Here is a 24,966-nt window from a genome sequence, read left to right as displayed (position 1 = left end):
CGATGCGGCTCCTGCCCCCTGCCTTGTCCACAGACATGTTCCCGGTGATGCGCCGCCGCTGGTTCGCGGCCTGGCTTTTTGCTCCGCTGCTGGCCGGCAGCGCCGCTGCCCAGCTCCAGCCGCCGCAGCAACAGCAGCAACCGCTGTCCCTCGCGAGCGACCCTGCCGTGCTGGCCAAGACGGCGCTCGGGGCCGAGCGCGGAACGCTGGTCATCGGTCTCCTGCGCAACGGCAAGGCCTCGTACGGTGCCGCCTACAACCCCGAGCCGCTTTCGCCCCCGCGCCCCATCGAGGCCAACAGCGCGGAGCAGCCGATGTTCGAGATCGGCTCCGTCACCAAGGTCTTCACCGGTCTCCTGCTCGCGCAGGCGGTGGAGCGCGGCGACCTGAAGCTGGACGACACCGTGGGCAAAGTGCTCGCGGGCAAGGTCCAGGGCGTGCCGCCCGCGGCAGCCGCGGTGACGCTCAAGCAACTCGTCACCCACACGGGCTGCATGCCTGTGATGGCCGATGGCGTGACAGGCGGTGCGCAGCTGGCCGAACAACTGCGCACTTTCGACAGGCCGATGTTCTGGGCCGCGCTCTCGCGCATCAAGCTCACCGCATCGGCGGCGCCGTGCGAAGCCGCGTACAGCAACTTCGGGATGGCGCTGCTCGGGCAGTTGCTGGCCGAGCGCTACAACACCTCGTGGGGTGAGCTGGTGCGTGCGCGCATCACCGAGCCGCTGGGCATGAACGACACCGTGATCCCGCTCGGCGACAAGGCCTCGCGCATGGCCCCGGCCTTCGCCGGCGACCGCCGCCAGCCGCTGCTGGACATGGTGGCCTACGCACCGGCCAGCGCGCTGCGCTCGACGGCGGCCGACATGATGACCTTCAGCCGCGCCGTCCTCGCCGGCGCCAGCGGCCCGCTGGGCCCGGCCGCCGCCCGCATGCTCACGCCGCTCGCGCACTACGAGGGCGCCGAGATCGGCTACGCGGTGATGGTGCGCGGCCCCGAGGGCGGGCGCCGCACTTATTGGCACGCGGGCCTCACCGAGGGCTACCGCACGCTGTGGCTGATCGCGCCGGATACCGGCGAAGCGCTCATCGTGCTCAGCAGCAACGCGCGCGCGCCGCTGCAGCCGGTGATGCTGGCGATCGGCAAGAGCCGCTATCCGGTGTCGACGACCGAAGTGCCGGTCGATCCGAAGCGGCTGGAGGACTACAAGGGCGAGTACCGCATCAGCAAGACCAAGGCGCTGGGCTTCACGGTGCGCAACGGGCGGCTGCTGGTGCGGGAGACGGGGCGGGGCTACAACGCGCTCGTGCCGACGGGTACCGACCGTTTCGCGGTGGCGACCATCGGGGCGCAGATCGTTTTTCAGCGTGGCGAAGGCGATGCGGTGGTGGGGGTGACGCTGGCGCAAGGGGGCAGCCAGTTGGAAGGGAAGCGGGTGGGCGAAGCGGTCGCCGTGCCGCAGGAGTGAAGCGCCGGCGGGTTCAGCGCTGCGCCAGCGCAAGCAGATCGTCGGCCATCTGCGTGATGTCCTTGCGCATCACGAGTTGGTGCAGCCAGCCGGCCGGAATGCCGTCCACGCCGTAGAAGGCACCCGCGATCTGCCCGCAGATCGCGGCGGTGGTGTCCGCATCGTCGCCAAGATTGGCTGCTGCGAGTACCGCCTGCTCGAAGGATTCGGTATGAGCGAAGCACCAGAGCGCCGCTTCGAGTGATTCGACGCAGTAGCCCGAACCCTTGATGCGCTCGATCGGCTTCGATGCATAGTCACCGCGCGCCAGTGCCGCAACCTTTTCGCTCAAGGGGGCCAACGGCGCGGTGCCCAGGATTGCCACCTTGCCTTCGCCCCGCAGCGCTTCGCGCAACTGCAATGCGAAGAGTTGTGAGCACTCGATAGCCTCCTGTGCGCCATGTGTGGTGCGAGTGCTTTCGCCGGCCTTTCGCCATGTCGCCTCGGCGCCGGCCGCGAAAAACATTGGGACGGGCGCGAGCCGCATCAACGCACCGTTGCCGGCTGTCCGCGGGCTGGGATCGCCCGCGAACGGATCGCCCGATGCAAGGTAGCGGGTAAGGGCTGCCGACACCGTGCCGCCGATGTCGAAGCAGCGTCCGTTGCTGCTCATGTAGCCTACGTTGCGCCAGTTGCAGTAGCGGTTCATCTGGTCGACCGCATTGAAGCCTTGGCAATGGATCAGGCTCGCCGCGAGGCACAACGCCATCGAGGTGTCGTCGGTCCATTCGCCCGGTTCAAGACCGAACGGACCACCGCCGTGCATGCCGGTCACCGGTACGAAGCTGCCGCGCGAGCGGAACTCCACGGTGGTGCCCACCGCATCGCCGCAGGCCAGGCCAAGCAGACACCCTTGGTAGCGCGCTGCGTTCATCGGACCGCCCTCAGTTCGTCGCGGGCCGCCATCAGCGCATAGCCCAACAGGTTCAGGCCTTTCCAGGTGCGCGGGTCCTGAGCCGACACGTCCGTCGCGGCCAGTCCGATCCCCCAGATGGGATCGACCGGACTCGCCTCGACCAGCACCTGCCGGCGGGTGCCGAGCAGGAACGCGCTGAGCGCCGCGTTCTGCGAGAACTTCGCGATGTTGCCGCGCGTCACCAGATCGAAGCGGGCTTCGAGCCACGCCGCTTCGTCGAAGTTGTGGATCTGACGCCCCAGCTTCTTGGCCTCGCCGGGCGTGCGCGCGGCGATGATCTTTTCGCAGGTGGCCGCATCGCCGAAGAGCCGCGCCTTGCCAGCCATCATGAAATGCTCGGCGGTGCGGTACGCGATGCCTTCGATCGTGAAGGGCGCTTCGTACCACTGGCTGAAGCAGCTCTTGCCGACACTGCCGTCCCTCGGGACTTGATGGCCCCAGAAGAACAGGTAGTCGACCGGGTGGCCCTGGGCGACGTGCGCGATCAGTTCTTCGTTGCTGCGCGGCCTGTTTGGGATGTTCGTCGTCATTTCTTGTACTTCTCAGGTTTCGATGTCGAGCGCGTGCTCCACCGGCAATTGCAGCTCAGGGTTGTCGTTCTGCGCCATCGGGCGCTGCGCTTCCACAAAGGCGCGCATGTCGATCACTTCGAGCAATTCTTCGTGCGCGAGTGCCGCCAACGTGCGTCCACGCAGGCCCAGCTGGATTGCGCGGCGCTCCAGCTTGTTGCCCGCAGGCGCATGGTCGGGGTCCCATTGCAGACGCACGTCGGAGCGGCCCACGGCCTCCTGCCATGCATCGCGGCTCGGATAGCGCCTGTCGTCGAAGGTCGACGGCACGGCCTCGCGCACCACCTGCTCGAAGAACGCACGGCGCAGCCGCAGGCCGAGGGTGACCTCCTGGCCCTCTTTGGTGCCCCAGCCGGAGCGATACATCATCCAGAGGAAGTTGGGCTTGATCCAACTCATGCGCGAAAGGCTGAAGTCCGGTCCGTCGAGCCGGCCGTGCCGCACCGCGTATTCGCCGATGGACGGGCGATAGGCTTGGTAGACAATGACGGATTGCGCATCGTGGTGCGCGAGGATGTGCCGCCCGCTCTGCGGCCAGCGCTCACGCTGGGCGAGGTGCGATTCGGTGGGGAGTTGAGTCAGGTCTTCCATTGTTTTGAGTTCCTCTCTTGATCGTTCTTGTTATTGCTTGCTCCATTGGTTGCTCCATTGGTTGCTCCATTGGTTGCTCCATTGGTTGCTCTGGGCAACTAATGAAGGGTTGTATAGTACAACTAATAAATTCGGAGTCAAGCCGCTGTTGTGAGCACACCCAAGTCGAACTTTCCGTCCCTGTCCTTCCCGCGCCCGCTGGTCACCGTCGACGTGGTGATGTTCACCGTGCTCGACGATGCCCTGCAGGTCTTGCTGGTGCGTCGGCCTTCCGACACTGCCGAGCCGTTTCCGGGGAAGTGGGCATTGCCCGGCGGCTTCGTGAACACTGACGAAGACGCCACGCTGCTCGACTGCGCCTTGCGCAAGCTGCGTGAGAAGACCGGCGTGGTCACGCCGTATCTCGAACAGCTGGGCAGTTGGGGCGGCTCGGAGCGCGATCCGCGCGGCTGGTCGGCCACGCATTGTTTCTATGCGCTGATCCCCGCCCAAGCGATGCAGTTGCGCAGCGGTGCCAATGCTGCAGAGGTCGCATGGTTCGAGGTCGATGCCGCATCGCGCAAGCGGCTGGCCTTCGACCACGGCGAACTGCTGGATGCAGCCGTCGCCCGGTTGCGCAGCAAGGTCGAATACACCTCACTGCCGGCCTTCCTGCTGGAAGAACCCTTCACCTTGCCGGCGTTGCAGCACACCTATGAGGTCGTGCTGGGCCGCGGCATGGACAAGAGCGCTTTCCGCAAGCGCATGCTCGACGGTGAATTCATGGAAGAGGCGGGCATGGTCACCGGCAGCCTCGGCCGACCGGCGATGAGTTATCGCTTGCGTAACCGCTCGCAGGCGGCGCTGTTTCCACGCACCTTCAACGCAAAGTAGACGACTCGCTCAAAGCCGCTGCGACATCGCATTGAGATACGCCCGCACCGCCGCATTCGCACTCAGCCCGATCGCGCGGTCATAAGCCTGCCGCGCCGCGGCGCGCGCGCCACCGGCCGCAAGCAGGTGTGCACGCGCCGCCCAGAACGGTTGGTAGCTCGCCACCTCGTCCGGCGGAATCGCCTCCAGCGCCCGCAGCCCGATCTCCGGCCCGCGCGCATTTGCAAGCGCGCAGGCGCGGCTCACCTGCGCGCCGATGCTGGGCCGCAGGGCCAGCAGGCCTTCGTACAGCGACACCAGCACCTCGGGCGCCACCGGCGCGCCCACGCGGCGCTCGCAATGGGCCGACTGGATGGCGGCCTCCAGTTGATAAGCGCCGAGGGACTTCATCTCCGATGCCAGGCGCAGGCACCGCTCGGCTTCCGCCAGCAGGTCGGGGTCCCAGCGCAAGGTGTCCTGCTGGTCGAGCGGCACATACGCCCCGGTCTCGCTGCGCCGGGCGGCGGCGCGGCTTTCGCAGAAGAGCATCAGCGCGCGAAGGCCCAGCGGCTCGGGTTCGTTGGGCATCAGGTGGCAGAGGATGCGCCCGAGGTCGATGGCTTCGGACGTGAGCCCGCGCGGCAGCGCATCGGCGCCGTCGACGTCGTCCCAGCCGGTGCCGTAGGCGGCGTAGATGCCGTCGAGCACGTCCTGCAGGCGCTGCGGCAGGTCGCGCGCTTCCGGGTATTCGAAGGGAATGCCCGCCGCACGGATGCGCGCCTTGGCCCGCACCAGCCGCTGGCCGAGCGTGGAGGGCGCGGTGAGAAAGGCGCCGGCCATGCGCGCCGCGTCCAGGCCGAGCACGGTCTGCAGCATCAGCGGCGCGCGGGCGGCCGCGTCGATGGCGGGGTGCGCGCAGACGAAGAGCAGGCGCAGCCGCTCGTCGGGCACGGCGGTGCCTTCGGCACTGGCTTCGTCCATTTCGCCGGCCAGGAGAAGCAGGGTCTGGGTGGCCTGGTCCTGCACGCGGGTGTGGCGCCAGGCGTCCAGCTTGCGGTGCCGCGCCACGCTCAGCAGCCATGCGTCGGGTTGGTCCGGAATGCCGTCGGGCGGCCAGCGTTCGAGGGCGCGGGCGAAGGCGTCGGCGAGCGCGTCTTCGGAGGCGGCGATGTCGTGCGTGCGCGCCGACAGGATCGCCAGCAGCCGGCCGTACGACTCGCGCGCCGCCTTTTCGGCGGCCTGATGAGCCGCCGGGTCGTTCACGATGTGGCTGCCGTGGCCGTGAAGACCGGCCGCACCTCCACGCCCCCGCTGCTGGCGCAGGGCGCGCGCGCGGCCCATTCGAGTGCGGCATCGAGGTCGGGCACATCGACAACGAAGTAGCCGCCGAGCTGCTCCTTGGTGTCGGCGAAGGGGCCGTCCTGCACCTGGCGCTTGTCGCCGCGCACGCGCAGGGTGGTGCCGGTCATGGGTGGAAAGAGGCCGTGGCCGCCGAGCGCGACGCCCGACTGGCGCACCGCATCGGCATACGCGATCCAGCTGGACCGGTAGGCCTGGGACGACGCGTCGTCGCGCTGTTCGAATTCGGCCGCGGGCTGATAGAACATCAACATGTACTGCATGGTGTCTCTCCGTGAAGGAAAAGCTTGCTGAGCAAGAGCGCTCACCACAATGACGGCCCGCCGCCGGTCATTTCGACACGGAAGCTCCGTGTCGTGCAGATTATTTTTTACGCGAAATTCGTTTGGCGCAACGGTTGCGCTACCTACTCCTTTCGGCTGGTACCGCTTTAGGCTGCCTTCGTTTGAACAGCCGCCGAGAACATGCTTTCCATCTCGCTGCGCAGCTTGTAGGCGGCGGTCGAGGTGTCGATTGCCACGTCGGCCCAGCTCAGGCTCTGGCCTTTTTTCACCGGTCGCACGAGCTTGACGTTGTGCGCCAACCCGAGCGGCAGGCCGCCCAGGCGCAGCGACCGTTCGGCCGGCAGCAGCTTGCCCCACACGGTGTAGCCGCCTTCGCCGTCGAGCATCTCGCCCGCCGCGAGGTCGCGCTTGGCGGTGGCCACCACGTCGGCGTTCCAGCAGGTGGCCACGCCGGTCGCTTCGCCGCGCAGCGCCACGCTCGCGACCGACATGCCGACCTCCAGGCCGATGAGGTGCCAGCGCTTGTAGAGCGTGAAATAACGCCCGCTCGGGTCGGTGTGGGCGTTGTATTCCTCGAAGCAGTTCTTGATGTAGTCGGTCTCGGCCTCGACCGTGACCCACACGCCCATGCGGATGTCGTACGGGATCTTTCTGCCGTCGGCTTCGAGCGAGGAGATCACCTCGACCATGCCCTTGCGCTCCAGCACGCCGCCTTCGCTCTTCGGGCGGGTGACAAAGGGAATGTCTTCCACGCTCGCGGGCGGGTAGAGCAGGCCGTCCGACGGCACGCCGAGGCCGGTGGCGTTGGCCACCGCCGAGCTTTCGATGGACGGCTTGGAACCGTCGAGAAAGCTGTTGAACATCTTCGGATTGAGCCCGCCGCGCAGCGCCTGCTCGGGCGTGAGGCCGTAGTTGCCCCACACGGTCTCGGGCGTGGATTCGGTGAAGTGCGGCAGCCACTTGTGGCCGCGACCGGCCGCCACCACCGGAAAGCCGCAGGTGCGGGCCCAGTCGACCAGGTCGCAGATGAGCGCGGGCTGGTCGCCGAAGGCCAGCGAATAGATCACGCCAGCCTGCTGCGCCTTGTGCGCGAGCAGCGGGCCGCAGAAGGCATCGGCCTCCACCGTCACGTTGACCACGTGCTTGCCGTGCGCGAAGGCATCGAGGCAATGGTCGACAGCGGCGATGGGGTGGCCGGTGCACTCGACCACGATGTCGATGGAGGGCTCGCGCGTCACGGCCTGCCAGTCGTCGGTGATCCAGGTGTTGCCGGTCTTGAGCGCCTCCTGCATCGAGCCCGCGGCGGTGCGCTCGGGCTTCCAGCCGACGCGCGCAAGGTTCACGCGCGCCGCATCGGGCGACAGGTCGGCAATCGCCACCAGTTGCACGCCGGGCGTGTGCGGGATCTGTGCAAGGTACATCGAACCGAACTTGCCGGCGCCGATCAGGCCGATGCGGATGGGGCGGCCTTCGGCGGCGCGCTGCTGCAGGCGGGTGTAGAGGCTCATGGGGTCAGGCCTCCGCGGTGTCGAGGACTTCGAGCGAGGTCTGGAGGGCGCTCTCGGGCAGACCGTTCTTCCAGGGCAGGTCGACCGGGTAGGGCTTCAGCAGGCAGTCGTCGGGCAGCATCTCGATGGGCGTGAAGTCGCGGTGCGCGATGTACTCGGGCCGCTTGTGGCGGCGGATGTGGTTGCTGACGGCGCACAGGCTCAGGTACACCGCCACCCGGTTGAAGGGCGAGAGGTTGCTGCCCGATGCATGCACGAGGCAGCTGTGGAACAGGATCATCGAGCCGGCCGGGCCCTTGGGCGAGACGATGCCTCCTTCCTTGCCGCCGGCGCGCTCGACCAGTTGCGTGATCAGGTCGTTGTCCACGGTCCAGAGCGGATAGCTCGTGGTCGTGAGGTCATGCTTCGCATCGACCACGCCCTTGCGGTGGCTGCCCGGAATGAACATCAGCGGGCCGTTGTGCTCGTTCACGTCGTCCAGGAAGATCGCGACGTTCATCGCGCGCTCGGTCGGCATCAGGTCGTCGTTGAGCCAGGTGCCGTAGTCCTGGTGCCACTGCCACACCTGGCCTTCGAAGGCCATCTTTCCGTTGATCTTGAACTGGTGCATGTAGACCTCTTCCTCGAAGAGGTCCATCACCGGGCCGACCATGCGCGGATGGCGCGCGAGCCTGGCGAAGGGCTCGCTGATGAGGTGCGCGGCGAAGTTCGTGCGCACGGCGTCGGAGCCTTTCTCGCGCACGTTGAAGGCCTCGCGCTTGCTGTAGAGGTCGGGCACCGCATCGGTCAGCGCTTTTGTCTCTTCGGGCGAGAAATGGCCGGGGAAGAACAGATAGCCGTCGCGCTCGAACTGCGCGCGTTGCTCGGGGGTCAGCTTCATGCCTTGTCTCCTTTGTGGGTGGCGATGTCGATTGCGTTGCGGGCCTGCTGCTCGGCGAGGCGCCGGGCCAACGCTTCGCTGGCCTGCGCGACGTGCTCTTCGCTCAGGCGCGCGGCGCGGTCGGCGTTGCCTGCGGCAATCGCGTCGGCGATGGCTTCGTGCTCGTCCCAGAGCGATTCGCGCTGGGGCTCGGCCTGCAGCACCGCGCCCATCGCGCGGCGGAGGTGCCGCCAGTGCGGGTCGGCGCTCTGGCCGATCAGCGGGTTGCCCGAGGCGTCGTAGATCGCGCGGTGAAACGCCACGTCGGCATCGATCATGGCTTCGACGTTGCGCCCGCGCGCGGCGCGCCGGCCGCGCTCGATGAGCTTGGGGTCGATGCGAAAACGCTGCCCGGCCGCCAGCCGCGCGGCCAGCACGTCGAGCACGCCGCGCACCTGGTAGATGTGGCGCATGCCCTCGGCATCGAGCGGGGCCACCAGCACGCCGCGGCCGGGCGCGTCGTGCACGAAGCCGTCTTTCTTCAGGAGGCGCAGCGCCTGCAGCACGGGCTGCCGCGACACCGAAAGGCGCTGCGCGATGTCTTCCTGCGTGATGCGCTCGCCCGGTGCCAGCGAGCCGCTGCTGATGGCGCCGAGCAGGGCGCGGTAGACCTGGTCGACGAGGTCGGGCGCGACTTCGATGCTGACGAGTTGGGCGGGCATGAGAGGCGGCTTTCTTTGAACTCTGTATACAGAGTACGAAAATCCCGGGCGCCGCACCTACCGGGTTTTTACCCATGGGGACTGCAAAAAAACGTAAGCCGCCGCTAAGCTCGAACCATGCAACTCCCTACCTACAACGACGTCACCGCCGCGGCCGCGCGGCTCGAAGGCCATGCCCACCGCACGCCGGTGCTGCAATCGACCACCGCCAACGAACGCTGGGGCGCTCAGTTCTTCTTCAAGTGCGAGAACTTCCAGCGCATGGGCGCATTCAAGTTCCGTGGCGCGTTCAACGCGCTCTCCAAATTCGATGCGGCACAGCGCAAGGGCGGCGTCATCGCCTTTTCGTCGGGCAACCATGCGCAGGCCATCGCGCTGTCGGCGCGGCTCTTGTCGATGCCCGCCGTGATCGTGATGCCCAAGGACGCGCCGGCCGCCAAGGTCGCGGCCACGCAAGGCTACGGCGCCGAAGTGGTGCTGTACGACCGCTTCACCGAAGACCGCGAGGCACTGACGAAGCGGCTCGCACAGGAGCGCGGCATGACGATGATTCCGCCGTATGACCACCCCGATGTGCTCTCGGGGCAGGGCACGGCGGTGAAGGAACTGATCGAGGAGACGGGGCCGCTCGACCATCTGTTCGTGTGCCTGGGCGGCGGTGGGCTGCTCTCGGGTTCGGCGCTCTCGGCGCGTGCGCTCTCGCCCGATTGCAAGATCTACGGCGTGGAGCCCGAGGCGGGCAACGACGGGCAGCAGTCGTTCCGCACGGGGAAGATCGTGCACATCGAAACGCCCAAGACCATCGCCGATGGGGCGCAGACGCAGCACCTGGGCCAGTACACGTTCGGGATCATCCAGCGCGATGTGAACGACATCTTCACGGTGACCGACGACCAGCTCGTGGAGGCCATGCGCTTCTTTGCCGAGCGCATGAAGATGGTGGTGGAACCGACGGGTTGCCTTGCCTTTGCAGGCGCCATCGCGGCAGGCAAGGCGATCGCGGGTCAGCGCGTAGGCATCGTGATCAGCGGCGGCAACGTCGACTTGTCGCGCTACGCGGCGCTGCTCGCCTAAATCTCGTCCGGGTTGCGTTCGAAAGGACAGAGCCGTTCACGCTGAGCTTGTCGAAGCGCCGCGCAAGGCTTCGACAAGCTCAGTCCGAACGGGTTGGGTGGATCGAGCGGTTTGGCCAGATCGAACGCAGTTTCGTATCAGGCGCGAATCCCGCTGGCCGTCAGGTGCAGCAGGCGGTCCGCACGCGCGGCGGCGCTCTCGGAGTGCGTCACCAGCACCAGCGAGGCGCCGTGTTCGCGGGTCTGGCCGATCAGCAGTTCCATCACTTTTGCCGCCGTGGTCGGGTCGAGGTTGCCCGTGGGCTCGTCGGCGAGCAGCAGCGCGGGCCGGTGCACCAGCGCGCGCGCAATCGCCACGCGTTGCAGCTGACCACCCGAGAGCGTCTGCGGCAGCCGCGCGCCCATGCCGGGCAGGCCGACCGCATCGAGCATGTGCGCGACGCGGCCGTCGTCTTTTTTCTTCTCGCCCAGCAGCATCAGCGGCAGCGATACGTTCTGCGCCACGTCGAGGTGCGGCAGCACGTGGAAGGCCTGGAACACGAAGCCGACGTGCTTGCGTCGCCAGAGCGCACAGGCTTCGCCATCGAGCGCGCCGATGTCGGTGCCGTCGTGCGTCACCGTGCCCTGGTCCCAGCTGTCGAGGCCGGCCATGCAGTTGAGCAGCGTCGACTTGCCCACGCCCGATTCGCCCACGATGGCGACGAACTCGCCGGGCTGAACTTCCAGCGTCACGTTCTCGAAGACGGGCGATTCACCGTAGTGCTTGCCGAGGTTGGAAATGCGCAGCGTCATCCGGGTTGGGTGGTCTTGGCGATCAGTTGAACGGCGGTCTTCACCGCATCGGGCGCGTCGCAGGCGATCACGATGCGCTGCGGCATGCTGCGCAGCCAGGTGATCTGCCGCTTGGCGAGTTGGCGCGTGGCGGCGATGCCGCGTTCGCGCAGGTCTTGCATGGCCCTGGCATCGGGGGCGGAGGTGCCGCAGGCATCGAGCATTTCCCACGCCTGCCGGTAGCCGACGCAGCGCATCGAGGGCAGGTCGGTGGAGAGATCGCCGCGCGCGCGCAGCGCTTTCACTTCGTCGAGAAAGCCGGCGGCGAGCATCGCGTCGAAGCGGTCGGCGATGCGTGCATGGAGCCAGGCGCGGTCGGTGGGCTCGAGCGAGAAGAGCACGCCGCCGTCCACGGCTTTCGCCGTCTTGTTGTCGCTCGCGTGAAAGCTGGAGAGCGGCTGGCCGCTGCTCTCCCACACTTCGAGCGCGCGCTGGATGCGCTGGCTGTCTTGCGGTGCGAGGCGTGCGGCTGTCACGGGGTCCACCTCGGCAAGCCGTGCGTGCATCGCGGGCCAGCCCAGCTCGGCGGCTTGCGCATCGATTCGCGCGCGCACCGCGGCATCGGCGGCGGGCATCGCATCGATGCCGTCGAACAGCGCCTTGAAATACAGCATCGTGCCGCCGACCAGCAGCGGCAATGCGCCGCGCGCGCGGATCTCCTCGATGAGCCGCGTCGCATCTGCCACGAAGGCGGCGGCGCTGTAGCTCTCGCGCGCATCGAGGATGTCGATCAGGTGGTGCGGCACGGCAGCCTGCTCGGCCGCAGTGGGCTTGGCCGTGCCGATGTCCATGCCGCGGTAGACCAGCGCGGAATCGACCGAGATGATTTCCACCGGCTGCGACTGCGCAAGCGCCAGGGCGGCAGCCGTCTTGCCCGAGGCGGTGGGACCGGCAAGCGCCACGTAGCGTGGCAAGCCGGAAGGCGCAGCGGCAAGCGATGCCGAAGGAGCCGGAGATGGGGCCTCGGCGGCCGATGCGGAGCTGGGAAACATGGTGCGCCGAGGGTAGCAAATGGCGCGTGCCCGCCGGCAGGAGGGACGCGGATGACCCTAGGTCGTTTCGCGCATCCGTCGTATATCGCGCAGCGGCGGTGCCCCGAAAAGCCGCGCGTATTCGCGGCTGAACTGCGAGGCGCTCTCGTAGCCCACGCGCACGCCCGCGGTGCCGGCGTCGATGCCCTGGTTCAGCATCAGCTGCCGCGCCTCCTGCAGGCGCAACTGCTTCAGGTATTGCATCGGGCTCATGCCCGCCACGGCGCGGAAGTGCTGGCGGAAGGTCGAAGGACTCATATGCACGGACGCGGCCAGGTCGTCCGCCAGCACCGGCTGCGTGAAGTTCACCTTGAGCCAGGCCATGCTCTGCACCACCTGCTGGCTCGGCGAGCCGACCGCCACGAGGCGCTGCAGCTGCGGGCCGTGGCGCCCGGCCAGCAGCCGCACGAGGATTTCGCGCTGCAGGAGCGGCGCGAGCTGCGGTAGCAGCCGGGGCTCGTCGATCAGTTCGACGAGCCGCGTCACCGCGCCCAGCAGCGTCGCATCGAGGGCGCCGAGCGACATGGCGCGGTAGCTGGAGTCCTTGCCCGGCTGGGGCAAGGCCATCTCGGCGGCCGCCTGCACCACAGTGCGCGGATCGAGCCGGAGCATGAGGCCCATGAAGGGCTGCGTGGGGCTCGCATGGGTGATGTGCGTCACCACGGGCAGATCGGCGGTCGTCAGCAGCGATTGGCCCGCCGAATAGTCGAACACCTCCTCGCCGAGCGCCACGCGCTTCTGACCGCTCACCGTGATGCCCACGCCGAAGCCGTAGAGGCAATGCATCGGTTCGGTCGTGGCGCTGCGGCGGTGCACCGAGAGTTCGGGAATGGCCGTGAGGTAGTCGCCGTCGCTTTGCGCAATGCGCTCGACCGCCCGCGCCAGATTGCTCAGGACGCCCGACTCTTCCTGCCTCGCCGGCTGTGCCGCTTCCATCTGAATCCTTTCGAATGACGCCAGCGAAAAAGTCTAGCTGGCGCATCTCGTGCGCCACGCGTTTTCGGTGCAGTCTCGTTGTTTCAGGCAAGAACACGCGCGGATTGGGCAAACGGCGGACGGGTCTTCCCCCGACACTGGCCCGCGATGTGCCGGCGTGCGTGCGGTGTCATGCGCCGAGAGCCATCCGTCGATTCAGACAACTCTCTTTCTCACGAAGCCACGATGAAAACAGAAACGACCCACTCCCCGCGAAAGCAGCCGCGCGCGCTCGTCGCCTCCCTGGCCATGGTCCTGGGGCTTGGCGCCAGCGCCCTGTGGCCGCTGCACGCCGGCGCGAGCCTCGCGCTGGCGCAGAAGTATTCATGCGTCGCATGCCACCAGCCCGCCACCAAGGTGGTGGGCCCGTCGTGGAAAGACATCGGCGCGAAGTACGGCGACGGCAAGGGCACGGCCGCGCAACTGGCTGCCAGCATCAAGGCCGGCAGTTCGGGCAAGTGGGGCGCGATGCCGATGCCGCCACAGGCCCAGGTCCCCGATGCCGACCTGCAGGCGCTCGCGCAGTGGCTGCTCGACGGCGCCAAGTGAACAAATAGATTCCACCCCACCCACAACCACCCACGGAGAAAAAGAAGATGACTGCGCTCCACGTCAATGGCCGTGACCACACGGTCGATGCCGATCCCGGCACCCCCATCCTCTGGGCCCTGCGCGACACGCTGGGCATGACCGGCACCAAGTTCGGCTGCGGCGCCGCGCTGTGCGGCGCCTGCACCGTGCACCTGGACGGCCAGGCGATCCGTTCGTGCATCACGCCGATCTCCGCCGCAGAGGGCAAGAAGATCACCACGATCGAAGCCGCCACCGATGGCAGCGACCCTGTCGGCGCATCGGTGCACGCCGCGTGGGTCAAGCACGACGTCGCGCAGTGCGGCTACTGCCAGAGCGGCCAGATCATGAGCGCGACCGCGTTCCTGAAGTCGCTGCCCAAGGGCAAGCAGCCCAGCGTGGACGAGATCGATTCGGCCATGGCCGGCAACATCTGCCGATGTGGCACCTATGTGCGCATCCGCGCCGCCGTGGCCGATGCGGCCCGCGCCCTCGCTTAAGGAGCCGTCACCATGTTGCCCAACATCGACTACAACGACTTGCCGCGCGCGCTGCAGCGCCTGATGGTCCAACCCTCCACGGACGAAGCCGCCACGCTCCCTCGCCGCAGCTTCCTGAAGATGGCTGGCGCCGGCGGCCTCGTGCTCGGCGCCTTTCCCCACATGGCCATGGCGCAGGCCGACGGTGCGAAGCCGGTGGCCGGCGGCTTGAAGCCGACGCAGCAGCCTTCGGCCTTCGTGCAGATCTCGCCCAACGGCGAAGTCATGGTCACCATCAACCGCCTTGAATTCGGCCAGGGCGTGCAGACCGGCCTGCCGATGATCCTGGCCGAAGAACTCGACGCCGACTGGGCCCTGGTGCGCAGCCGCAGCGGAACCAACGATGCCGCGTATGCCGACCCGCTCTTCGGCATCCACCTGACCGGTGGCTCGAACACGATCAAGAACAGCTTCACGCAGTACCGCGAACTGGGCGCGCGCGCCCGGGCCATGCTGATGTCGGCCGCGGCGGCGCGCTGGAAGGTCGACGTCGCCACGCTGCGCACGCAGGCCGGCACGGTGATCGGTCCCGGCGGCCGCAAGCTGAGCTACGGCGAGCTGGCCGAGGCGGCCATGGCCCTGCCGGTGCCCGAGAAGGTCGCGCTGAAAGACCCGAAGGACTTCCGCATCATCGGCCGCGCCACCACGCGCCTGGACGCCCGCGCCAAGAGCAGCGGGAGGCAGGACTTCGGCATCGACGTGAAGCAACCCGGCCAGTTGACGGCCGTGGTCGCGCACCCACCGGTGTTCGGCGCGCGCCTGTCCTCGGTCGACGACAGCGCGGCGCGCGCCGTCAAGGGCGTGAAGGCCGTGGTGCGCATTCCGCTGGACCGCGGCGCCGAAGGCGTGGCGGTGGTGGCCGATGGCTACTGGCCGGCCAAGCTGGGCCGCGACGCGCTCAAGCTGGAATGGAACACGTCCGCCGTGGAAAAGGTCGACAGCGACAAGCAACTGGTCCAGTACCGCGAACTGGCCGGCCGCCCCGGCAACCGCAAGTTCGACGCCGACATGGCGCCGCTGGCCAAGGCGCCGCACAAGCTCGAGGCCGAGTTCGTGTTTCCCTATCTGGCGCATGCGCCGATGGAGCCGCTGAACTGCACCGTGAAGCTGTCGGAAGGCCGCGCCGAGCTGTGGGTCGGCACCCAGTCCGCCGACCTCGACGGCCAGGCCGCGGCGCGCACGCTGAAGCTCAAGCCCGAGCAGGTGAAGGTGAACGTGCAGATGGCGGGCGGCGGCTTCGGCCGGCGCTTCGTGGGTTCGAGCGACTTCGTGGTCGAGGCCTGCGAGATCGCCAAGGCGACGCGCGCCGCCGGCCTCGATGCACCCGTGCGCCTCTTGTGGAGCCGCGAGGACGACATGAAGGGCGGCTACTACCGACCGATGCACCTGCACCGCGCAAGCATCGGCTTCGACGAGCGCGGCAAGATCCTCGCGTGGGACCACGTCATCGTCGGCCAGTCGATCACCGCGGGCACGGTCTTCGCCGGCATGATGGTGAAGGACGGCATCGACGCCACGGCGGTGGAGGGCATGCGCGATCCGTACCCGCTGCCGATGCGCCTGACGGTGCACCACCCGCAGGTCAACGTGCCGGTGCTGTGGTGGCGCAGCGTGGGCTCGACCCACACCGCCTTCGTGATGGAGACACTCATCGACGAGATCGCCCGCAGCACGAAGCAGGACCCGGTGGCCTACCGCATGCAGCTCTTCGGCGACAAGCACCCGCGCCATCGCGCCGCGCTGCAACTGGCAGTGGACAAGAGCGGCTACGGCAAGAAGAAGCTCGCGGACGGCCGCGCCTGGGGCGTGGCGGTGCACGAGTCCTTCGAATCGGTGGTGGCCTATGTGGTGGAAGCCTCGGTGAAGGATGGCCAGCCGGCCTTGCACCGTGTGACCAGCGGCGTGCACTGCAACCTGGCCGTCAACCCGCGCAGCGTGGAAGCGCAGGTGCAGGGCGCGGCGGTGATGGGGTTGTCGACCTGCCTGCAAGGCAGCGCGATCACGCTGAAGGACGGTGTCGTGCAGCAGGGCAACTTCGGCGATTTCACGGTGGCCCGCATCACGCAGGTGCCGGAGTTCGACATCCACATCGTGCCCAGCGCCGATGCGCCGAAGGGGATGGGGGAGCCAGGGTTGCCGCCGCTGGCGCCGGCGTTCGCGAATGCGATTGCGCAATTGACGGGCAAGCCTTTGCGGCAACTGCCTTTCAACCTGGCTTGACGCGCGCTATTGGGTTCGGTGGTCTGAAAAAAACCAGAGCCGGAGCCATGGCCGTTCGGGCTGAGCTTGTCGAAGCCTCGCGCGGCGCTTCGACAGGCTCAGCGTGAACGGATTGGAGCCCCGCGTTAACGGAACGGGGCTCGGCGTTAACGGAACGGGGCTCGGCGTTGACGGAGCGGGCTGGCGGATTGGGCTTCAGATCGCCGCGGGCACGCTGCTCGCGCGCGCCTCGCCGCGCACATCCTGCGGCGCCACCGCGGGCGGCAGCGGCAGGGCCAGCGCAGGCGGCGACAGCTTCGGCTGGTTGCGCGCCACCATGTTGTCGGGCTTCATGCGGAACAGCTGGGTCAGCGCCGCGCGGTACTGCGCCTCGCCCACCGAATTGGTGTTGTGGTGCGAGCCGCCTTCCACCAGCACGAACTGCTTGGGCACCGTCGCTGCGTCATAGAGCTTGCGGCCCAGCGTCGGGTTGATGAGGCTGTCGGCCGTGCCATGCACCACCAAGAGCGGTGCACCGATGTCCTTGACGGTGTTGATGGCCTCGAAGCGCTGCGTGATGAAGGGGCCCAGTGGCAGCCAGCCCCACTTGAAGCTGCTGACCACATCGGCGATGGAGCTGAAGGTGCTCTCCACGATGGTGCCGCTCTCGTCCTTCACATGCGCCGCCAGGTCGATGCCGATGGCGCCGCCCAGCGAGTGGCCGAAGATGTAGCGATGCTGCTTGGGGTGGCGCGCGGCCAGCCAGGTCCAGGCGGCGCGGGCGTCTTCGCGGGCCGATTCCTCGGACGGCAGGCCCTTGGAGCTCTTGCCGAAGCCGCGGTAGTCGATGGCCAGCACCGAGAAGCCCAGCTCGTGCATGCGCTGGATGCGCGGCGCCGAGCCGGCGACGTTGTAGCGGGCGCCGTGCAGGTACAACAGCACGGGGGTTTCGGTGGTTTCGGGGGCGCCGCCCAGCCACAGGCCGTGCAGCCGCGCGGGTTCGCCGGTGATGGACGACTGGAAATCGATCCAGACGTCCTCCATGCCCTGGGTCATGTTGGCGGTGTTGCCCCAGCTGCGGTCGCTGGGCTGAAAGATCCATTCGCGCTGTTGTTCGTCGAACGTGGAGCAACCGGCAGCGAGCAGGGCGCACAGCGAGAGGACAGACGCAAGGAGGGTCCAGCGTTTCATCATGGGGTTGAGGGACAGCGATACCGGCCGAAAGTTTCATCCGCTTTCACCACGGCGCGCCGGCGTTGCGCCCTGGTAACCCTCCGAAACAGCGCTCGACGGCGCTTTGGGTTAGAGCATGCAACGTGCGTGCCCGGTCCCCGGATGACCCCCGGAAATCCTCGAAAACCCTGAAAAAGGCGCCGATTCGCCTATCGGCCGCGCATGAACAGCGTGTCGAGCTCGCGAATCGACAGCTGGCGCCAGGTCGGCCGGCCGTGGTTGCACTGGTCCGAACGCTCGGTCGCTTCCATCTGGCGTAACAGTGCGTTCATCTCGTCGATGGTGAGCTTGCGGTTGGCCCGCACGGCGCCGTGGCAGGCCATGGTGGAGAGCAATTCGTTCTGGGCGCGCTGCACCACGGTGCTCGCGTCGTGCTGGCCCAGTTCGGCCAGAACGCTGCGCGCGAGCTCGACCGGGTCGCCGTCTGCCAGCGTGCCGGGCACGGCGCGCACCGCGAGCGTGCGCGCCGAAAAGGCGGTGATTTCCAACCCCAGCGTGGGCAGCACCTCGGCGCAGGCCTCGGCCGTAGCCACTTCCTGGGGCGTGGCCGCGAAGGTCGCCGGAATAAGCAGCGGCTGGCTGGTGATGGCAGCGCCGTCGAGCTGCGTCTTGAGCCGCTCGTAGACGATGCGCTCGTGCGCCGCGTGCATGTCGACCACGACCAGGCCCTGGGTGTTCTCGGCAAGGATGTAGATGCCTTGCAGTTGAGCCAGTGCGCGGCCGAGGGGCCAGGCTTCCTCGTTGGTGGCGGCGACCGCCGCGGCGTCTTCCGCGGGGCTTGGCGGTAGCCCGACGGGCGCCCTGAAGGTCATCGGCGCCGCGCCGGTCAGTGGCCAGTGCGAGGGCGTGGCATCGGGCGCATGGCCGAGCTCGTCGGTGCGGCGCGGCCACATCGCCTCGAAATCGCCGGCACCGCGCTCGCGCGCCACGAAATTCATCGCCGGCTGCGACCAGCTCGCGCTCTCGGGCAGCTTGGTCTCCTTGAAAAAGGGTTCCGGCGGCCCGGGAGGCGCCACGGCATCCCCGGCGCGCGGCGCGGCCAGCGCGTCCTCGATGGCGTGGCGCACCGCCTGGTGCACCTCGCGGCCGTCGCGAAAGCGCACCTCGATCTTGGTGGGGTGCACGTTCACGTCGACGCGCGACGGATCGATTTCCAGGTACAGCGCATAGATCGGCTGGCGCTGGCCGTGCAGCACGTCTTCATAAGCGCTGCGCACCGCGTGCGAGAGCACCTTGTCGCGCACGAAGCGGCCGTTGACGTAGAAGAACTGCTGGTCGCCACGCGACCGCGCCGCATCGGGAATGCCGGCGCGGCCGACCACGCGCACCACGCCGCCCACATGCTCGACGGCCACGCTCTTGGCCACGAAGTCGTCGCTGAGCGCATCGGCCAGCCGCTGTTCGCGCGCGTCGGCGGCGCGCCATTGCTCGACCAGCTTGCCGTCGTGCCACACCGAGAAGCCGACCTCGGGCCGCGCCAGCGCATGGCGGCGCACGGCCTCGATGCAGTGGGCCAGCTCGGTGGCGTCGGTCTTCAGGAACTTGCGCCGCGCGGGCGTCGCGAAGAAGAGTTCGCGCACCTCGACGGTGGTGCCGACCGAGCGCGCCACCGGGCGCAGCTCGCCGGTGCGGCCATCGAGCGCGAAGGCGCTTTCGGCGCCGCCGAAGCGCGAAAGGATGCTGAGTTCGGCAATCGCATTGATGGCAGCGAGCGCCTCGCCGCGAAAGCCCATGGTGCCGACCGTCTCCAGGTCGTCCAGGCTCGCGATCTTGCTGGTCGCGTGGCGGCGCAGGGCCACCGTGAGTTCTTCGCGCGGAATGCCCAGGCCGTCATCTTCGACCGAGATCAATCGCACGCCACCCGAGGCGAGCCGCACGGTGACCTGGCTCGCGCCCGCGTCCAGCGCGTTGTCGAGCAATTCGCGCACCACCGAGGCCGGTCGCTCGACCACTTCGCCGGCGGCGATCTGGCTGATCAGCTCGTCGGGGAGCTCGCGGATCGGGCGGCGGGGGGAGGGGGGAATGGAAGAGGGTAGTGCGCTCACCGGGGCATTTTAGAAGTGCAAACAATCCTGGCCCGGACCTGATCGGAAGACCCCTTGCCGGTCCGCTCGGTGCGGCATCGGCGGGCTTGACGGCAACTGTACCGGCGTGTTCTCTATGACAACTGCTTGTACATGACGAAGGCATCCACAAACCCGTGCTGCGGATGCCGGAACGCGCCCGGCAGCGTGCCGACGATGTCAAACCCCATCCGTTGCCAGAGCCGCACCGCGCGCTCGTTCGTGGACACGACGAAGTTGAACTGCATCGCCAGAAAGCCCATGCGCCGTGCCTGCTGCTGCGAGTGCTCGCACAGCGCCGACGCGACGCCGAGGTCGCGCGCCACCTCGGACACCACATAGCCGCAGTTGCTCACATGCGCGCCTTGACCGGGCTGGTTGGGCTTGATGACGTAGGTGCCGAGCACAGCGCCCTGCGCGTCGCATGCGACGAAGGCGGCAGTGGGAACTTTCGTCCACGAATGACGCGCCTCGTCTTCGGTCACGTCTGCGGCGAAGGTGTAGGTGTCGCCACGGCGAAAGGTGGGCTCGAGCACGGCCCAGAGGGCGGGCCAGTCCGCATCGAGGGCTTCACGTATGTGGATCATGGGGGGATTCGAAAAGGATGCGGGGCGTCAACAAGGATAATCCGCGGCCATGGAAATCATCAGCTTTCTCGTCGACTTCATCCTTCACGTCGACAAACATCTCGAGGCCTTCGTCATCGCCTATGGCCCCTGGGTCTATGCGCTGCTCTTCCTGATCGTCTTCGTGGAGACCGGCGCGGTGGTGATGCCGTTCCTGCCGGGCGATTCGCTGCTCTTCATCGTCGGCGCACTGTGCGGCGCAGGGCTCATGAATTTTCCGCTGGCCTGCGGCATCCTGATTGCGGCAGCCATCCTGGGCGACCAGACCAACTATTCGATCGGCCGTTACTTCGGGCCGAAGGTCTTCCAGTGGGAGAACTCGCGCTTCTTCAACCGCAAGGCCTTCGACCAGGCCCACAGCTTCTACGAACGCTATGGCGGCATCACCATCATCCTTGCGCGCTTCATGCCGTTCATTCGCACGTTTGCGCCGTTCGTGGCGGGTGTGGCGGAGATGAGCCGCGCGAAGTTCACCATGTACAACGTGGTGGGCGCGCTGATCTGGGTGCTGGGCATCGCGACGGCCGGCTACTTCTTCGGCAACCTGCCGTTCGTGCGGCAGCACCTGGACAAGATCATCTGGGCGCTGATCTTCGTGCCGGGGCTGCTGGCCATATTCGGTGCGTGGCGGGCATCGAAGGCCGAAAAGGCGAGGGCCGCAGCCCAGGCCTGAGGCGATTCAGCGGACAGGAAAAAGCGCGCCGAGGCGCGCTTTTTTCATTCAGCCAATCGCTGGCGCCCGCTCAATAGCGCGGACCGTTGCTGGGGTAGTAGTTGCTGCCCTGCGGGTAGCGTTGCTGGTTGTAGTAGTTGCGCTCGTCGGCATTGCGGCCGACCTGGTTCCCGATGATGCCGCCGATGGCTGCACCGCCCACCGTGCTGGCGGTGTTGCCGCCGATGGCATTGCCCACCAGCGCGCCGCCGACCGCACCGACACCAGTACCGAGGTTCTGGTTGGGGCCGCTCGCGCAGCCCGCAATGGCCATGACCGAAGTGGCTGCAGCTGCAGCGATCCAGAGACGTGTCTTCATGATGTCCACCTTTCGAGGAGTGATGGATCCATCATCTGCAAAAGTGCCGCCCGCCCCGTGTAGGAGCCTGCCGCGCCTGCCTGTGCGGTGTGATGGGCCGCTCGGCGTGGGACAAAAAGCGTGCTTTGGCTTTACAAAGCGCGGCAGCCGATGGATCAGAGCTGCCGGCTGCGCGCCAAGGGCGGGTTCTGCGCAAAGTAGCGCTGGATGCCGCGCATCAGCGCATCGGCCAGGCTCTCCTGGTAGTCGACCCGGCGCAGGTTGGCTTCTTCCTCCGGGTTGCTGATGAACGCCGTCTCCACCAGCACGCTTGGAATATCCGGCGCCTTCAGCACCGCGAAGCCGGCCTGCTCGACCTGGCCCTTGTGCAGCCGCGCACCGATGCCCTTGATCTCGCCGAGCATCGCGCCGCCGAGCTTCAGGCTGTCGTTGATCTGCGCCGTCGTGCTCATGTCCAGCAGCGCGCGCTGCACCTGCGCCTCGTGATTGCCGACGTTCACGCCGCCGACCTTGTCGGCGTCGTTCTCCTTGTTGGCGAGCCAACGCGCAGCGCTGCTCGATGCGCCGCTCTGGCTCAGCGCGAACACGCTGGCGCCGCGCGCGGCGGGCGTGGTGAACGCGTCGGCATGGATGCTCACGAACAGGTCGGCCTGCACGCGCCGCGCCTTCTGCACGCGCACGCCCAGCGGCACGAAGAAGTCGGCATCGCGCGTGAGAAAGGCGCGCATCGGATTGCCGTTGACGCTGCCCGCATTGATGCGGTCGCGCAGGCGAAAGGCGACCTGCAGCACGATGTCTTTTTCGCGCGTGCCGCTGGGGCCGGTGGCACCGGGGTCTTCGCCGCCGTGCCCGGGGTCGAGCGCCACGATGATGATGCGGTCGGTGCGGCTCGCGGTGGCGCCGCCGCGCGCGACGGCGACGGGCGGCGACACGGGCTTCACCGGCGCGGTGCCCACCACGGGCGGCAGCGGTGCCGGCGCCACGAGCACGGGCGGTGCGGAAGGGCGGTCAGCGCCTGCGACCACCGGCGGCGCGGGCGCCGCTGGGCCGGGCCGCATCGACTGCTGTGCCATGAGATCGCCCAGCGGATCGCCCGCGGGCGTCGCGGGACGCACCGGCGCTGCCGGCGCGGAGGGCGCAATGCCGGCCACCGACGAACCATTGTTGATGCCGCTGCCCGGCTTGGGCGCATCGCGCAGCCGCTCGGCAATCAGCGCTTCCATCGGATCGATGGCCTGCTCGGGATACAGGTCGAGCACCAGCCGGTGCTTGTAGGCCGCCACGGGCGCAAGGGAGAACACCTGGGGGCGCACCGTCTGCTTCAGGTCGAACACGATGCGCACGACCGTCGGTGCGTTCTGCCCGACGCGCAGGCCGTTGATGTACGGATCGCCCGGCTTGATCTTGCCGACCAGTTCGCGCAGCTCGCTGTTGAGCTCGATGCCTTCGATGTCCACCGCCAGCCGCGGCGGGCTGCCCACCACGAGCTGTTGCGAGGTGAGGCGCGCATCGGACTCGATGGTCACGCGGGTGTAGTCGGCGGCGGGCCAGACGCGGACCGCGAGGATGGTGGCGCCGCGTGCGATCTGGTGCACGCCGAGCATCAGCGCGATGCTGCCGCCCTGCAGCAACACGCGCCGTTTCAGTCCACCCGCCTTCATGCGGCGATGCGCGCCAGCAGATCGCTGCCGCGAGGGGTGTTCGCGAGGAGGGTCACGCTGCGTGTGTCGTCGGTCATTGCTTCTATTTTAATAGCGAGGTCCGCAACAGGTGTGCGGCCCGCGGCGTTTTCCGGCCATTCGGCCAGCTTGAGGCCCGGCCCCGCGAAGATGTCGCGGAAGCCGGCGTCGTCCCATTCGCGCGGATCGGCGAAGCGGTAGAAATCGAAATGGAAAATCTGCAGGCCGTCGGGCGCTTCATGGGGCTCGACCACCGCATAGGTGGGGCTCTTGATGCGCCCCTCGATGCCCAGGGCGCGCAGCAGGTGGCGAACGAAGGTGGTCTTGCCGGCGCCCAGGTCGCCTTCGAGGGCGATGAAGGCATCGCGCAATGCGGGCGAGGCGGCGAGCGATTGCGCGAAGGCGTCGGTGTCGGCTTCGCTGCCCCAGCGCAGGACGCGGGTGCGTGGGGTGCCCTTGGGCGTTTCTACAATCGGCAAGTGATCGTCAGCCATCCACTCGTTGTTCGTATTCAGGCTTTGGCCCGGGAACTCGGATTCTCCCAAATCGGAATCGCGGGCGTCGATTTATCGAGCGCCGAGGACGGTCTGATGCAATGGCTGGCCCATGGGTTCCATGGCGAAATGCAATACATGGAAACGCACGGCACCCGCCGCGCGCGTCCCGCCGAGCTGGTGCCGGGCACGGTGAGCGTGATCACCGCGCGCATGGACTACCTGCCGCGCGACACGCCGCCCGAGTGGCAGGCGATCGAGTTCGACCGCCTCGCGCGGCCCGGCGAGGCCATCGTGTCGGTCTATGCGCGGGGCCGCGACTATCACAAGGTGCTGCGCAACCGGCTCGCGAAACTGGCCGAGAAGATCGCCGAGGAGGTCGGCCCCTTCGGCCACCGCGCCTTCACCGATTCGGCGCCGGTGCTCGAAGCCGAGCTCGCCTCGCGCAGCGGCCAGGGCTGGCGCGGCAAGCACACGCTGGTGCTCGACCGTGACGCGGGCTCGATGTTCTTTCTCGGCGAGATCTATGTGGACATGGCGCTGCCCGAGAGCGAGCCCGTCACCGCGCACTGCGGCAGTTGCAGCGCCTGCATCGACGTGTGCCCGACGCAGGCGATCGTCGCGCCCAGGCGGCTCGACGCGCGGCGCTGCATCTCGTACCTCACCATCGAGCACGGCGGGCCGATTCCGGAGGAACTGCGGCCGCTGATGGCCAACCGCATCTACGGCTGCGACGACTGCCAGCTGATCTGCCCCTGGAACAAGTTCGCGAAGAAAAGCGCGCTGCCCGATTTCGATGCGCGCGAAGGGCTCACGGGCCGCACGCTGGCCGAACTCTTCGCGTGGACTGAAGACGATTTTCTTCGCCGCACCGAGGGCAGCCCGATACGCCGCATCGGGCACGAGCGGTGGCTGCGCAACATCGCGGTGGCGCTGGGCAATGCGGTGCGCTCGGGAGAGGGCGGAGCGAAGGAGGCGCTGGCGACGCGCGCTGCGCATCCGAGCGAACTCGTGCGCGAGCACGTCGCATGGGGCCTGGCGCAGCAGACCACCGATCAACCGCTCTAAGCCGGCAGGATCTCGCGCACGCGCTCCCACGGCCGGCACATCAACGTGCCGCGCGGCGAGACCACGATGGGGCGCTGCAAGAGGATCGGGTTCTCCACGATCGCATCGAACAACTGGTCGTCGGTCCGCTTCGCATCGGCCAGCTTCAGTTCTTCGTAGGGCGCTTCCTTCGTGCGCAGCAGGTCGCGCGCGGTCATGCCCATGGCCTTCGTGAGTTCGCGCAGCTTCTTCTTCGAAGGCGGTGTTTCCAGGTACAGCACGATCGTCGGCTCCACGCCGCTTTGGCGGATCAAGCCCAGCACGTTGCGCGACGTGCTGCAGTTGGGCTTGTGATAGATCGTCATCGGGTAATTGGTGGTGGGGGTGCGTGCGGTCATGGCGTCGAT

General features: G+C 67.8%; 26 protein-coding genes. 8 read left to right on the top strand and 18 right to left on the bottom strand.

What is annotated here, in order from left to right; genetic code table 11:
- Positions 1–2: 2 nt before the first annotated feature.
- Positions 3–1,469, top strand: coding sequence for a serine hydrolase domain-containing protein (locus QF040_RS12360; protein ID WP_429611274.1), 1,467 nt, complete (start codon positions 3–5; stop codon positions 1,467–1,469).
- A 13-nt stretch (positions 1,470–1,482) separates the two neighbouring features.
- Here the strand turns inward: QF040_RS12360 and QF040_RS12355 are convergent, their stop codons facing one another.
- From QF040_RS12355 to QF040_RS12345, 3 genes are read right to left on the bottom strand one after another with little or no spacing between them, the layout of a single operon-like run.
- Entirely contained in the window at positions 1,483–2,382 is a 900-nt protein-coding gene (locus QF040_RS12355) for an ADP-ribosylglycohydrolase family protein (protein WP_429611273.1), read from the bottom strand.
- Positions 2,379–2,954 (bottom strand): NADAR family protein, encoded by a 576-nt coding sequence (locus QF040_RS12350; RefSeq protein WP_429611272.1) that lies wholly within the window; start codon positions 2,952–2,954, stop codon positions 2,379–2,381. The genes QF040_RS12355 and QF040_RS12350 overlap by 4 nt, the downstream gene beginning before the upstream one ends.
- 12 nt (positions 2,955–2,966) lie before the next feature.
- Entirely contained in the window at positions 2,967–3,584 is a 618-nt protein-coding gene (locus QF040_RS12345; protein WP_429611271.1) for a DUF4291 domain-containing protein, read from the bottom strand.
- 219 nt (positions 3,585–3,803) lie between these two features.
- On the opposite strand from QF040_RS12345, the gene QF040_RS12340 reads away from it, so the two are divergent.
- The gene (locus QF040_RS12340; protein ID WP_429614646.1) at positions 3,804–4,457 is read left to right on the top strand and encodes an NUDIX hydrolase; all 654 of its coding nucleotides are present in this window, start codon (positions 3,804–3,806) and stop codon (positions 4,455–4,457) included.
- A gap of 9 nt (positions 4,458–4,466) precedes the next feature.
- Here QF040_RS12340 and QF040_RS12335 read toward each other — a convergent pair whose 3' ends face one another.
- The 5 genes from QF040_RS12335 to QF040_RS12315 form a co-directional block, all read right to left on the bottom strand.
- A complete protein-coding gene (locus QF040_RS12335) occupies positions 4,467–5,699 on the bottom strand; it encodes an RNA polymerase sigma factor (protein WP_429611270.1) in 1,233 nt (410 codons plus the stop codon).
- Positions 5,696–6,058: a YciI family protein gene (locus QF040_RS12330; protein WP_206174314.1), complete on the bottom strand. Its 363-nt coding sequence runs from the start codon at positions 6,056–6,058 to the stop codon at positions 5,696–5,698. The genes QF040_RS12335 and QF040_RS12330 overlap by 4 nt, the downstream gene beginning before the upstream one ends.
- Before the next feature lie 167 nt (positions 6,059–6,225).
- Entirely contained in the window at positions 6,226–7,587 is a 1,362-nt protein-coding gene (locus QF040_RS12325; protein WP_429611269.1) for an NAD(P)H-dependent oxidoreductase, read from the bottom strand.
- A gap of 4 nt (positions 7,588–7,591) precedes the next feature.
- The gene (locus tag QF040_RS12320) at positions 7,592–8,467 is read right to left on the bottom strand and encodes a phytanoyl-CoA dioxygenase family protein (protein WP_429611268.1); all 876 of its coding nucleotides are present in this window, start codon (positions 8,465–8,467) and stop codon (positions 7,592–7,594) included.
- Positions 8,464–9,168 carry a GntR family transcriptional regulator gene (locus QF040_RS12315; protein WP_307600182.1) on the bottom strand — a complete coding sequence of 235 codons (705 nt, stop codon included), beginning with the start codon at positions 9,166–9,168 and terminating at the stop codon, positions 8,464–8,466. Before QF040_RS12315 ends, QF040_RS12320 begins: the two co-directional genes overlap by 4 nt.
- A 117-nt stretch (positions 9,169–9,285) precedes the next feature.
- Between QF040_RS12315 and QF040_RS12310 the strand changes: the two genes are divergently transcribed.
- Positions 9,286–10,242: a threo-3-hydroxy-L-aspartate ammonia-lyase gene (locus QF040_RS12310; RefSeq protein ID WP_429611267.1), complete on the top strand. Its 957-nt coding sequence runs from the start codon at positions 9,286–9,288 to the stop codon at positions 10,240–10,242.
- Between the two features lie 137 nt (positions 10,243–10,379).
- On the opposite strand, the gene QF040_RS12305 is transcribed toward QF040_RS12310, so the two are convergent.
- Genes QF040_RS12305 through QF040_RS12295 form a run of 3 tightly spaced genes read right to left on the bottom strand, consistent with a single transcriptional unit; the run spans position 10,380 to position 13,039 of the window.
- Complete coding sequence (locus tag QF040_RS12305) at positions 10,380–11,033, bottom strand: ABC transporter ATP-binding protein (RefSeq protein WP_429611266.1); 654 nt, start codon at positions 11,031–11,033, stop codon at positions 10,380–10,382.
- A complete protein-coding gene (gene miaA / locus QF040_RS12300) occupies positions 11,030–12,064 on the bottom strand; it encodes a tRNA (adenosine(37)-N6)-dimethylallyltransferase MiaA (protein WP_429611265.1) in 1,035 nt (344 codons plus the stop codon). The genes QF040_RS12305 and miaA overlap by 4 nt, the downstream gene beginning before the upstream one ends.
- A 57-nt stretch (positions 12,065–12,121) precedes the next feature.
- Positions 12,122–13,039, bottom strand: a complete 918-nt coding sequence (locus QF040_RS12295) for an AraC family transcriptional regulator (protein ID WP_429611264.1) — start codon at positions 13,037–13,039, stop codon at positions 12,122–12,124.
- 225 nt (positions 13,040–13,264) lie between these two features.
- Between QF040_RS12295 and QF040_RS12290 the strand changes: the two genes are divergently transcribed.
- From QF040_RS12290 to QF040_RS12280, 3 genes are read left to right on the top strand one after another with little or no spacing between them, the layout of a single operon-like run.
- On the top strand, positions 13,265–13,627 hold the full coding sequence (locus tag QF040_RS12290; protein WP_429611263.1) for a c-type cytochrome: 363 nt from the start codon (positions 13,265–13,267) through the stop codon (positions 13,625–13,627).
- A gap of 47 nt (positions 13,628–13,674) precedes the next feature.
- Positions 13,675–14,148, top strand: a complete 474-nt coding sequence (locus QF040_RS12285) for a (2Fe-2S)-binding protein (RefSeq protein ID WP_013542368.1) — start codon at positions 13,675–13,677, stop codon at positions 14,146–14,148.
- A 12-nt stretch (positions 14,149–14,160) separates the two neighbouring features.
- Positions 14,161–16,407, top strand: coding sequence for a molybdopterin cofactor-binding domain-containing protein (locus QF040_RS12280; RefSeq protein ID WP_429611262.1), 2,247 nt, complete (start codon positions 14,161–14,163; stop codon positions 16,405–16,407).
- Positions 16,408–16,602: 195 nt separating this feature from the next.
- Here the strand turns inward: QF040_RS12280 and QF040_RS12275 are convergent, their stop codons facing one another.
- The 3 genes from QF040_RS12275 to QF040_RS12265 all read right to left on the bottom strand — a co-directional run bounded on the left by QF040_RS12275 (position 16,603) and on the right by QF040_RS12265 (position 20,269).
- The gene (locus QF040_RS12275; RefSeq protein ID WP_429611261.1) at positions 16,603–17,580 is read right to left on the bottom strand and encodes an alpha/beta hydrolase; all 978 of its coding nucleotides are present in this window, start codon (positions 17,578–17,580) and stop codon (positions 16,603–16,605) included.
- A 188-nt stretch (positions 17,581–17,768) separates the two neighbouring features.
- Entirely contained in the window at positions 17,769–19,664 is a 1,896-nt protein-coding gene (gene mutL / locus QF040_RS12270; RefSeq protein ID WP_429611260.1) for a DNA mismatch repair endonuclease MutL, read from the bottom strand.
- A gap of 113 nt (positions 19,665–19,777) precedes the next feature.
- Positions 19,778–20,269, bottom strand: coding sequence for an N-acetyltransferase family protein (locus tag QF040_RS12265; protein ID WP_429611259.1), 492 nt, complete (start codon positions 20,267–20,269; stop codon positions 19,778–19,780).
- Between the two features lie 49 nt (positions 20,270–20,318).
- Between QF040_RS12265 and QF040_RS12260 the strand changes: the two genes are divergently transcribed.
- Positions 20,319–20,981, top strand: coding sequence for a DedA family protein (locus QF040_RS12260; RefSeq protein ID WP_013542363.1), 663 nt, complete (start codon positions 20,319–20,321; stop codon positions 20,979–20,981).
- A gap of 70 nt (positions 20,982–21,051) precedes the next feature.
- Here the strand turns inward: QF040_RS12260 and QF040_RS12255 are convergent, their stop codons facing one another.
- The 3 genes from QF040_RS12255 to tsaE form a co-directional block, all read right to left on the bottom strand.
- Complete coding sequence (locus QF040_RS12255; RefSeq protein ID WP_429611258.1) at positions 21,052–21,339, bottom strand: glycine zipper domain-containing protein; 288 nt, start codon at positions 21,337–21,339, stop codon at positions 21,052–21,054.
- Positions 21,340–21,494: 155 nt separating this feature from the next.
- Complete coding sequence (locus tag QF040_RS12250; protein WP_429611257.1) at positions 21,495–23,000, bottom strand: N-acetylmuramoyl-L-alanine amidase; 1,506 nt, start codon at positions 22,998–23,000, stop codon at positions 21,495–21,497.
- Positions 22,997–23,512, bottom strand: a complete 516-nt coding sequence (gene tsaE / locus QF040_RS12245) for a tRNA (adenosine(37)-N6)-threonylcarbamoyltransferase complex ATPase subunit type 1 TsaE (RefSeq protein ID WP_306878784.1) — start codon at positions 23,510–23,512, stop codon at positions 22,997–22,999. Before tsaE ends, QF040_RS12250 begins: the two co-directional genes overlap by 4 nt.
- Between tsaE and queG the strand changes: the two genes are divergently transcribed.
- Complete coding sequence (gene queG, locus QF040_RS12240; RefSeq protein ID WP_429611256.1) at positions 23,498–24,580, top strand: tRNA epoxyqueuosine(34) reductase QueG; 1,083 nt, start codon at positions 23,498–23,500, stop codon at positions 24,578–24,580. The two genes, tsaE and queG, sit on opposite strands and share 15 nt — an antisense overlap.
- Here queG and arsC read toward each other — a convergent pair.
- Positions 24,577–24,957 carry an arsenate reductase (glutaredoxin) gene (arsC, locus tag QF040_RS12235; protein WP_429611255.1) on the bottom strand — a complete coding sequence of 127 codons (381 nt, stop codon included), beginning with the start codon at positions 24,955–24,957 and terminating at the stop codon, positions 24,577–24,579. The two genes, queG and arsC, sit on opposite strands and share 4 nt — an antisense overlap.
- Positions 24,958–24,966 lie beyond the last annotated feature (9 nt).

The organism is Variovorax sp. W2I14, from assembly GCF_050435205.1.
Lineage (GTDB): Bacteria > Pseudomonadota > Gammaproteobacteria > Burkholderiales > Burkholderiaceae_C > Variovorax > Variovorax paradoxus_C.
This window is presented reverse-complemented; position numbering and strand designations above follow the sequence as displayed.

Excerpts from the sequence above, each read along its gene's own strand:
- QF040_RS12345 (WP_429611271.1), bottom strand. The coding sequence starts at position 3,584 with ATGGAAGACCTGACTCAACTCCCCACCGAATCGCACCTCGCCCAGCGT.
- tsaE (WP_306878784.1), bottom strand. The coding sequence starts at position 23,512 with ATGGCTGACGATCACTTGCCGATTGTAGAAACGCCCAAGGGCACCCCA.
- QF040_RS12250 (WP_429611257.1), bottom strand. The coding sequence starts at position 23,000 with ATGAAGGCGGGTGGACTGAAACGGCGCGTGTTGCTGCAGGGCGGCAGC.
- QF040_RS12290 (WP_429611263.1), top strand. The coding sequence starts at position 13,265 with ATGAAAACAGAAACGACCCACTCCCCGCGAAAGCAGCCGCGCGCGCTC.
- QF040_RS12260 (WP_013542363.1), top strand. The coding sequence starts at position 20,319 with ATGGAAATCATCAGCTTTCTCGTCGACTTCATCCTTCACGTCGACAAA.
- arsC (WP_429611255.1), bottom strand. The coding sequence starts at position 24,957 with ATGACCGCACGCACCCCCACCACCAATTACCCGATGACGATCTATCAC.
- QF040_RS12325 (WP_429611269.1), bottom strand. The coding sequence starts at position 7,587 with ATGAGCCTCTACACCCGCCTGCAGCAGCGCGCCGCCGAAGGCCGCCCC.
- QF040_RS12355 (WP_429611273.1), bottom strand. The coding sequence starts at position 2,382 with ATGAACGCAGCGCGCTACCAAGGGTGTCTGCTTGGCCTGGCCTGCGGC.
- QF040_RS12280 (WP_429611262.1), top strand. The coding sequence starts at position 14,161 with ATGTTGCCCAACATCGACTACAACGACTTGCCGCGCGCGCTGCAGCGC.
- QF040_RS12305 (WP_429611266.1), bottom strand. The coding sequence starts at position 11,033 with ATGACGCTGCGCATTTCCAACCTCGGCAAGCACTACGGTGAATCGCCC.
- QF040_RS12265 (WP_429611259.1), bottom strand. The coding sequence starts at position 20,269 with ATGATCCACATACGTGAAGCCCTCGATGCGGACTGGCCCGCCCTCTGG.
- miaA (WP_429611265.1), bottom strand. The coding sequence starts at position 12,064 with ATGTTTCCCAGCTCCGCATCGGCCGCCGAGGCCCCATCTCCGGCTCCT.
- QF040_RS12310 (WP_429611267.1), top strand. The coding sequence starts at position 9,286 with ATGCAACTCCCTACCTACAACGACGTCACCGCCGCGGCCGCGCGGCTC.
- QF040_RS12255 (WP_429611258.1), bottom strand. The coding sequence starts at position 21,339 with ATGAAGACACGTCTCTGGATCGCTGCAGCTGCAGCCACTTCGGTCATG.
- QF040_RS12360 (WP_429611274.1), top strand. The coding sequence starts at position 3 with ATGCGGCTCCTGCCCCCTGCCTTGTCCACAGACATGTTCCCGGTGATG.
- QF040_RS12315 (WP_307600182.1), bottom strand. The coding sequence starts at position 9,168 with ATGCCCGCCCAACTCGTCAGCATCGAAGTCGCGCCCGACCTCGTCGAC.
- QF040_RS12285 (WP_013542368.1), top strand. The coding sequence starts at position 13,675 with ATGACTGCGCTCCACGTCAATGGCCGTGACCACACGGTCGATGCCGAT.
- QF040_RS12275 (WP_429611261.1), bottom strand. The coding sequence starts at position 17,580 with ATGATGAAACGCTGGACCCTCCTTGCGTCTGTCCTCTCGCTGTGCGCC.
- QF040_RS12330 (WP_206174314.1), bottom strand. The coding sequence starts at position 6,058 with ATGCAGTACATGTTGATGTTCTATCAGCCCGCGGCCGAATTCGAACAG.
- QF040_RS12340 (WP_429614646.1), top strand. The coding sequence starts at position 3,804 with ATGTTCACCGTGCTCGACGATGCCCTGCAGGTCTTGCTGGTGCGTCGG.
- QF040_RS12320 (WP_429611268.1), bottom strand. The coding sequence starts at position 8,467 with ATGAAGCTGACCCCCGAGCAACGCGCGCAGTTCGAGCGCGACGGCTAT.
- QF040_RS12295 (WP_429611264.1), bottom strand. The coding sequence starts at position 13,039 with ATGGAAGCGGCACAGCCGGCGAGGCAGGAAGAGTCGGGCGTCCTGAGC.
- QF040_RS12350 (WP_429611272.1), bottom strand. The coding sequence starts at position 2,954 with ATGACGACGAACATCCCAAACAGGCCGCGCAGCAACGAAGAACTGATC.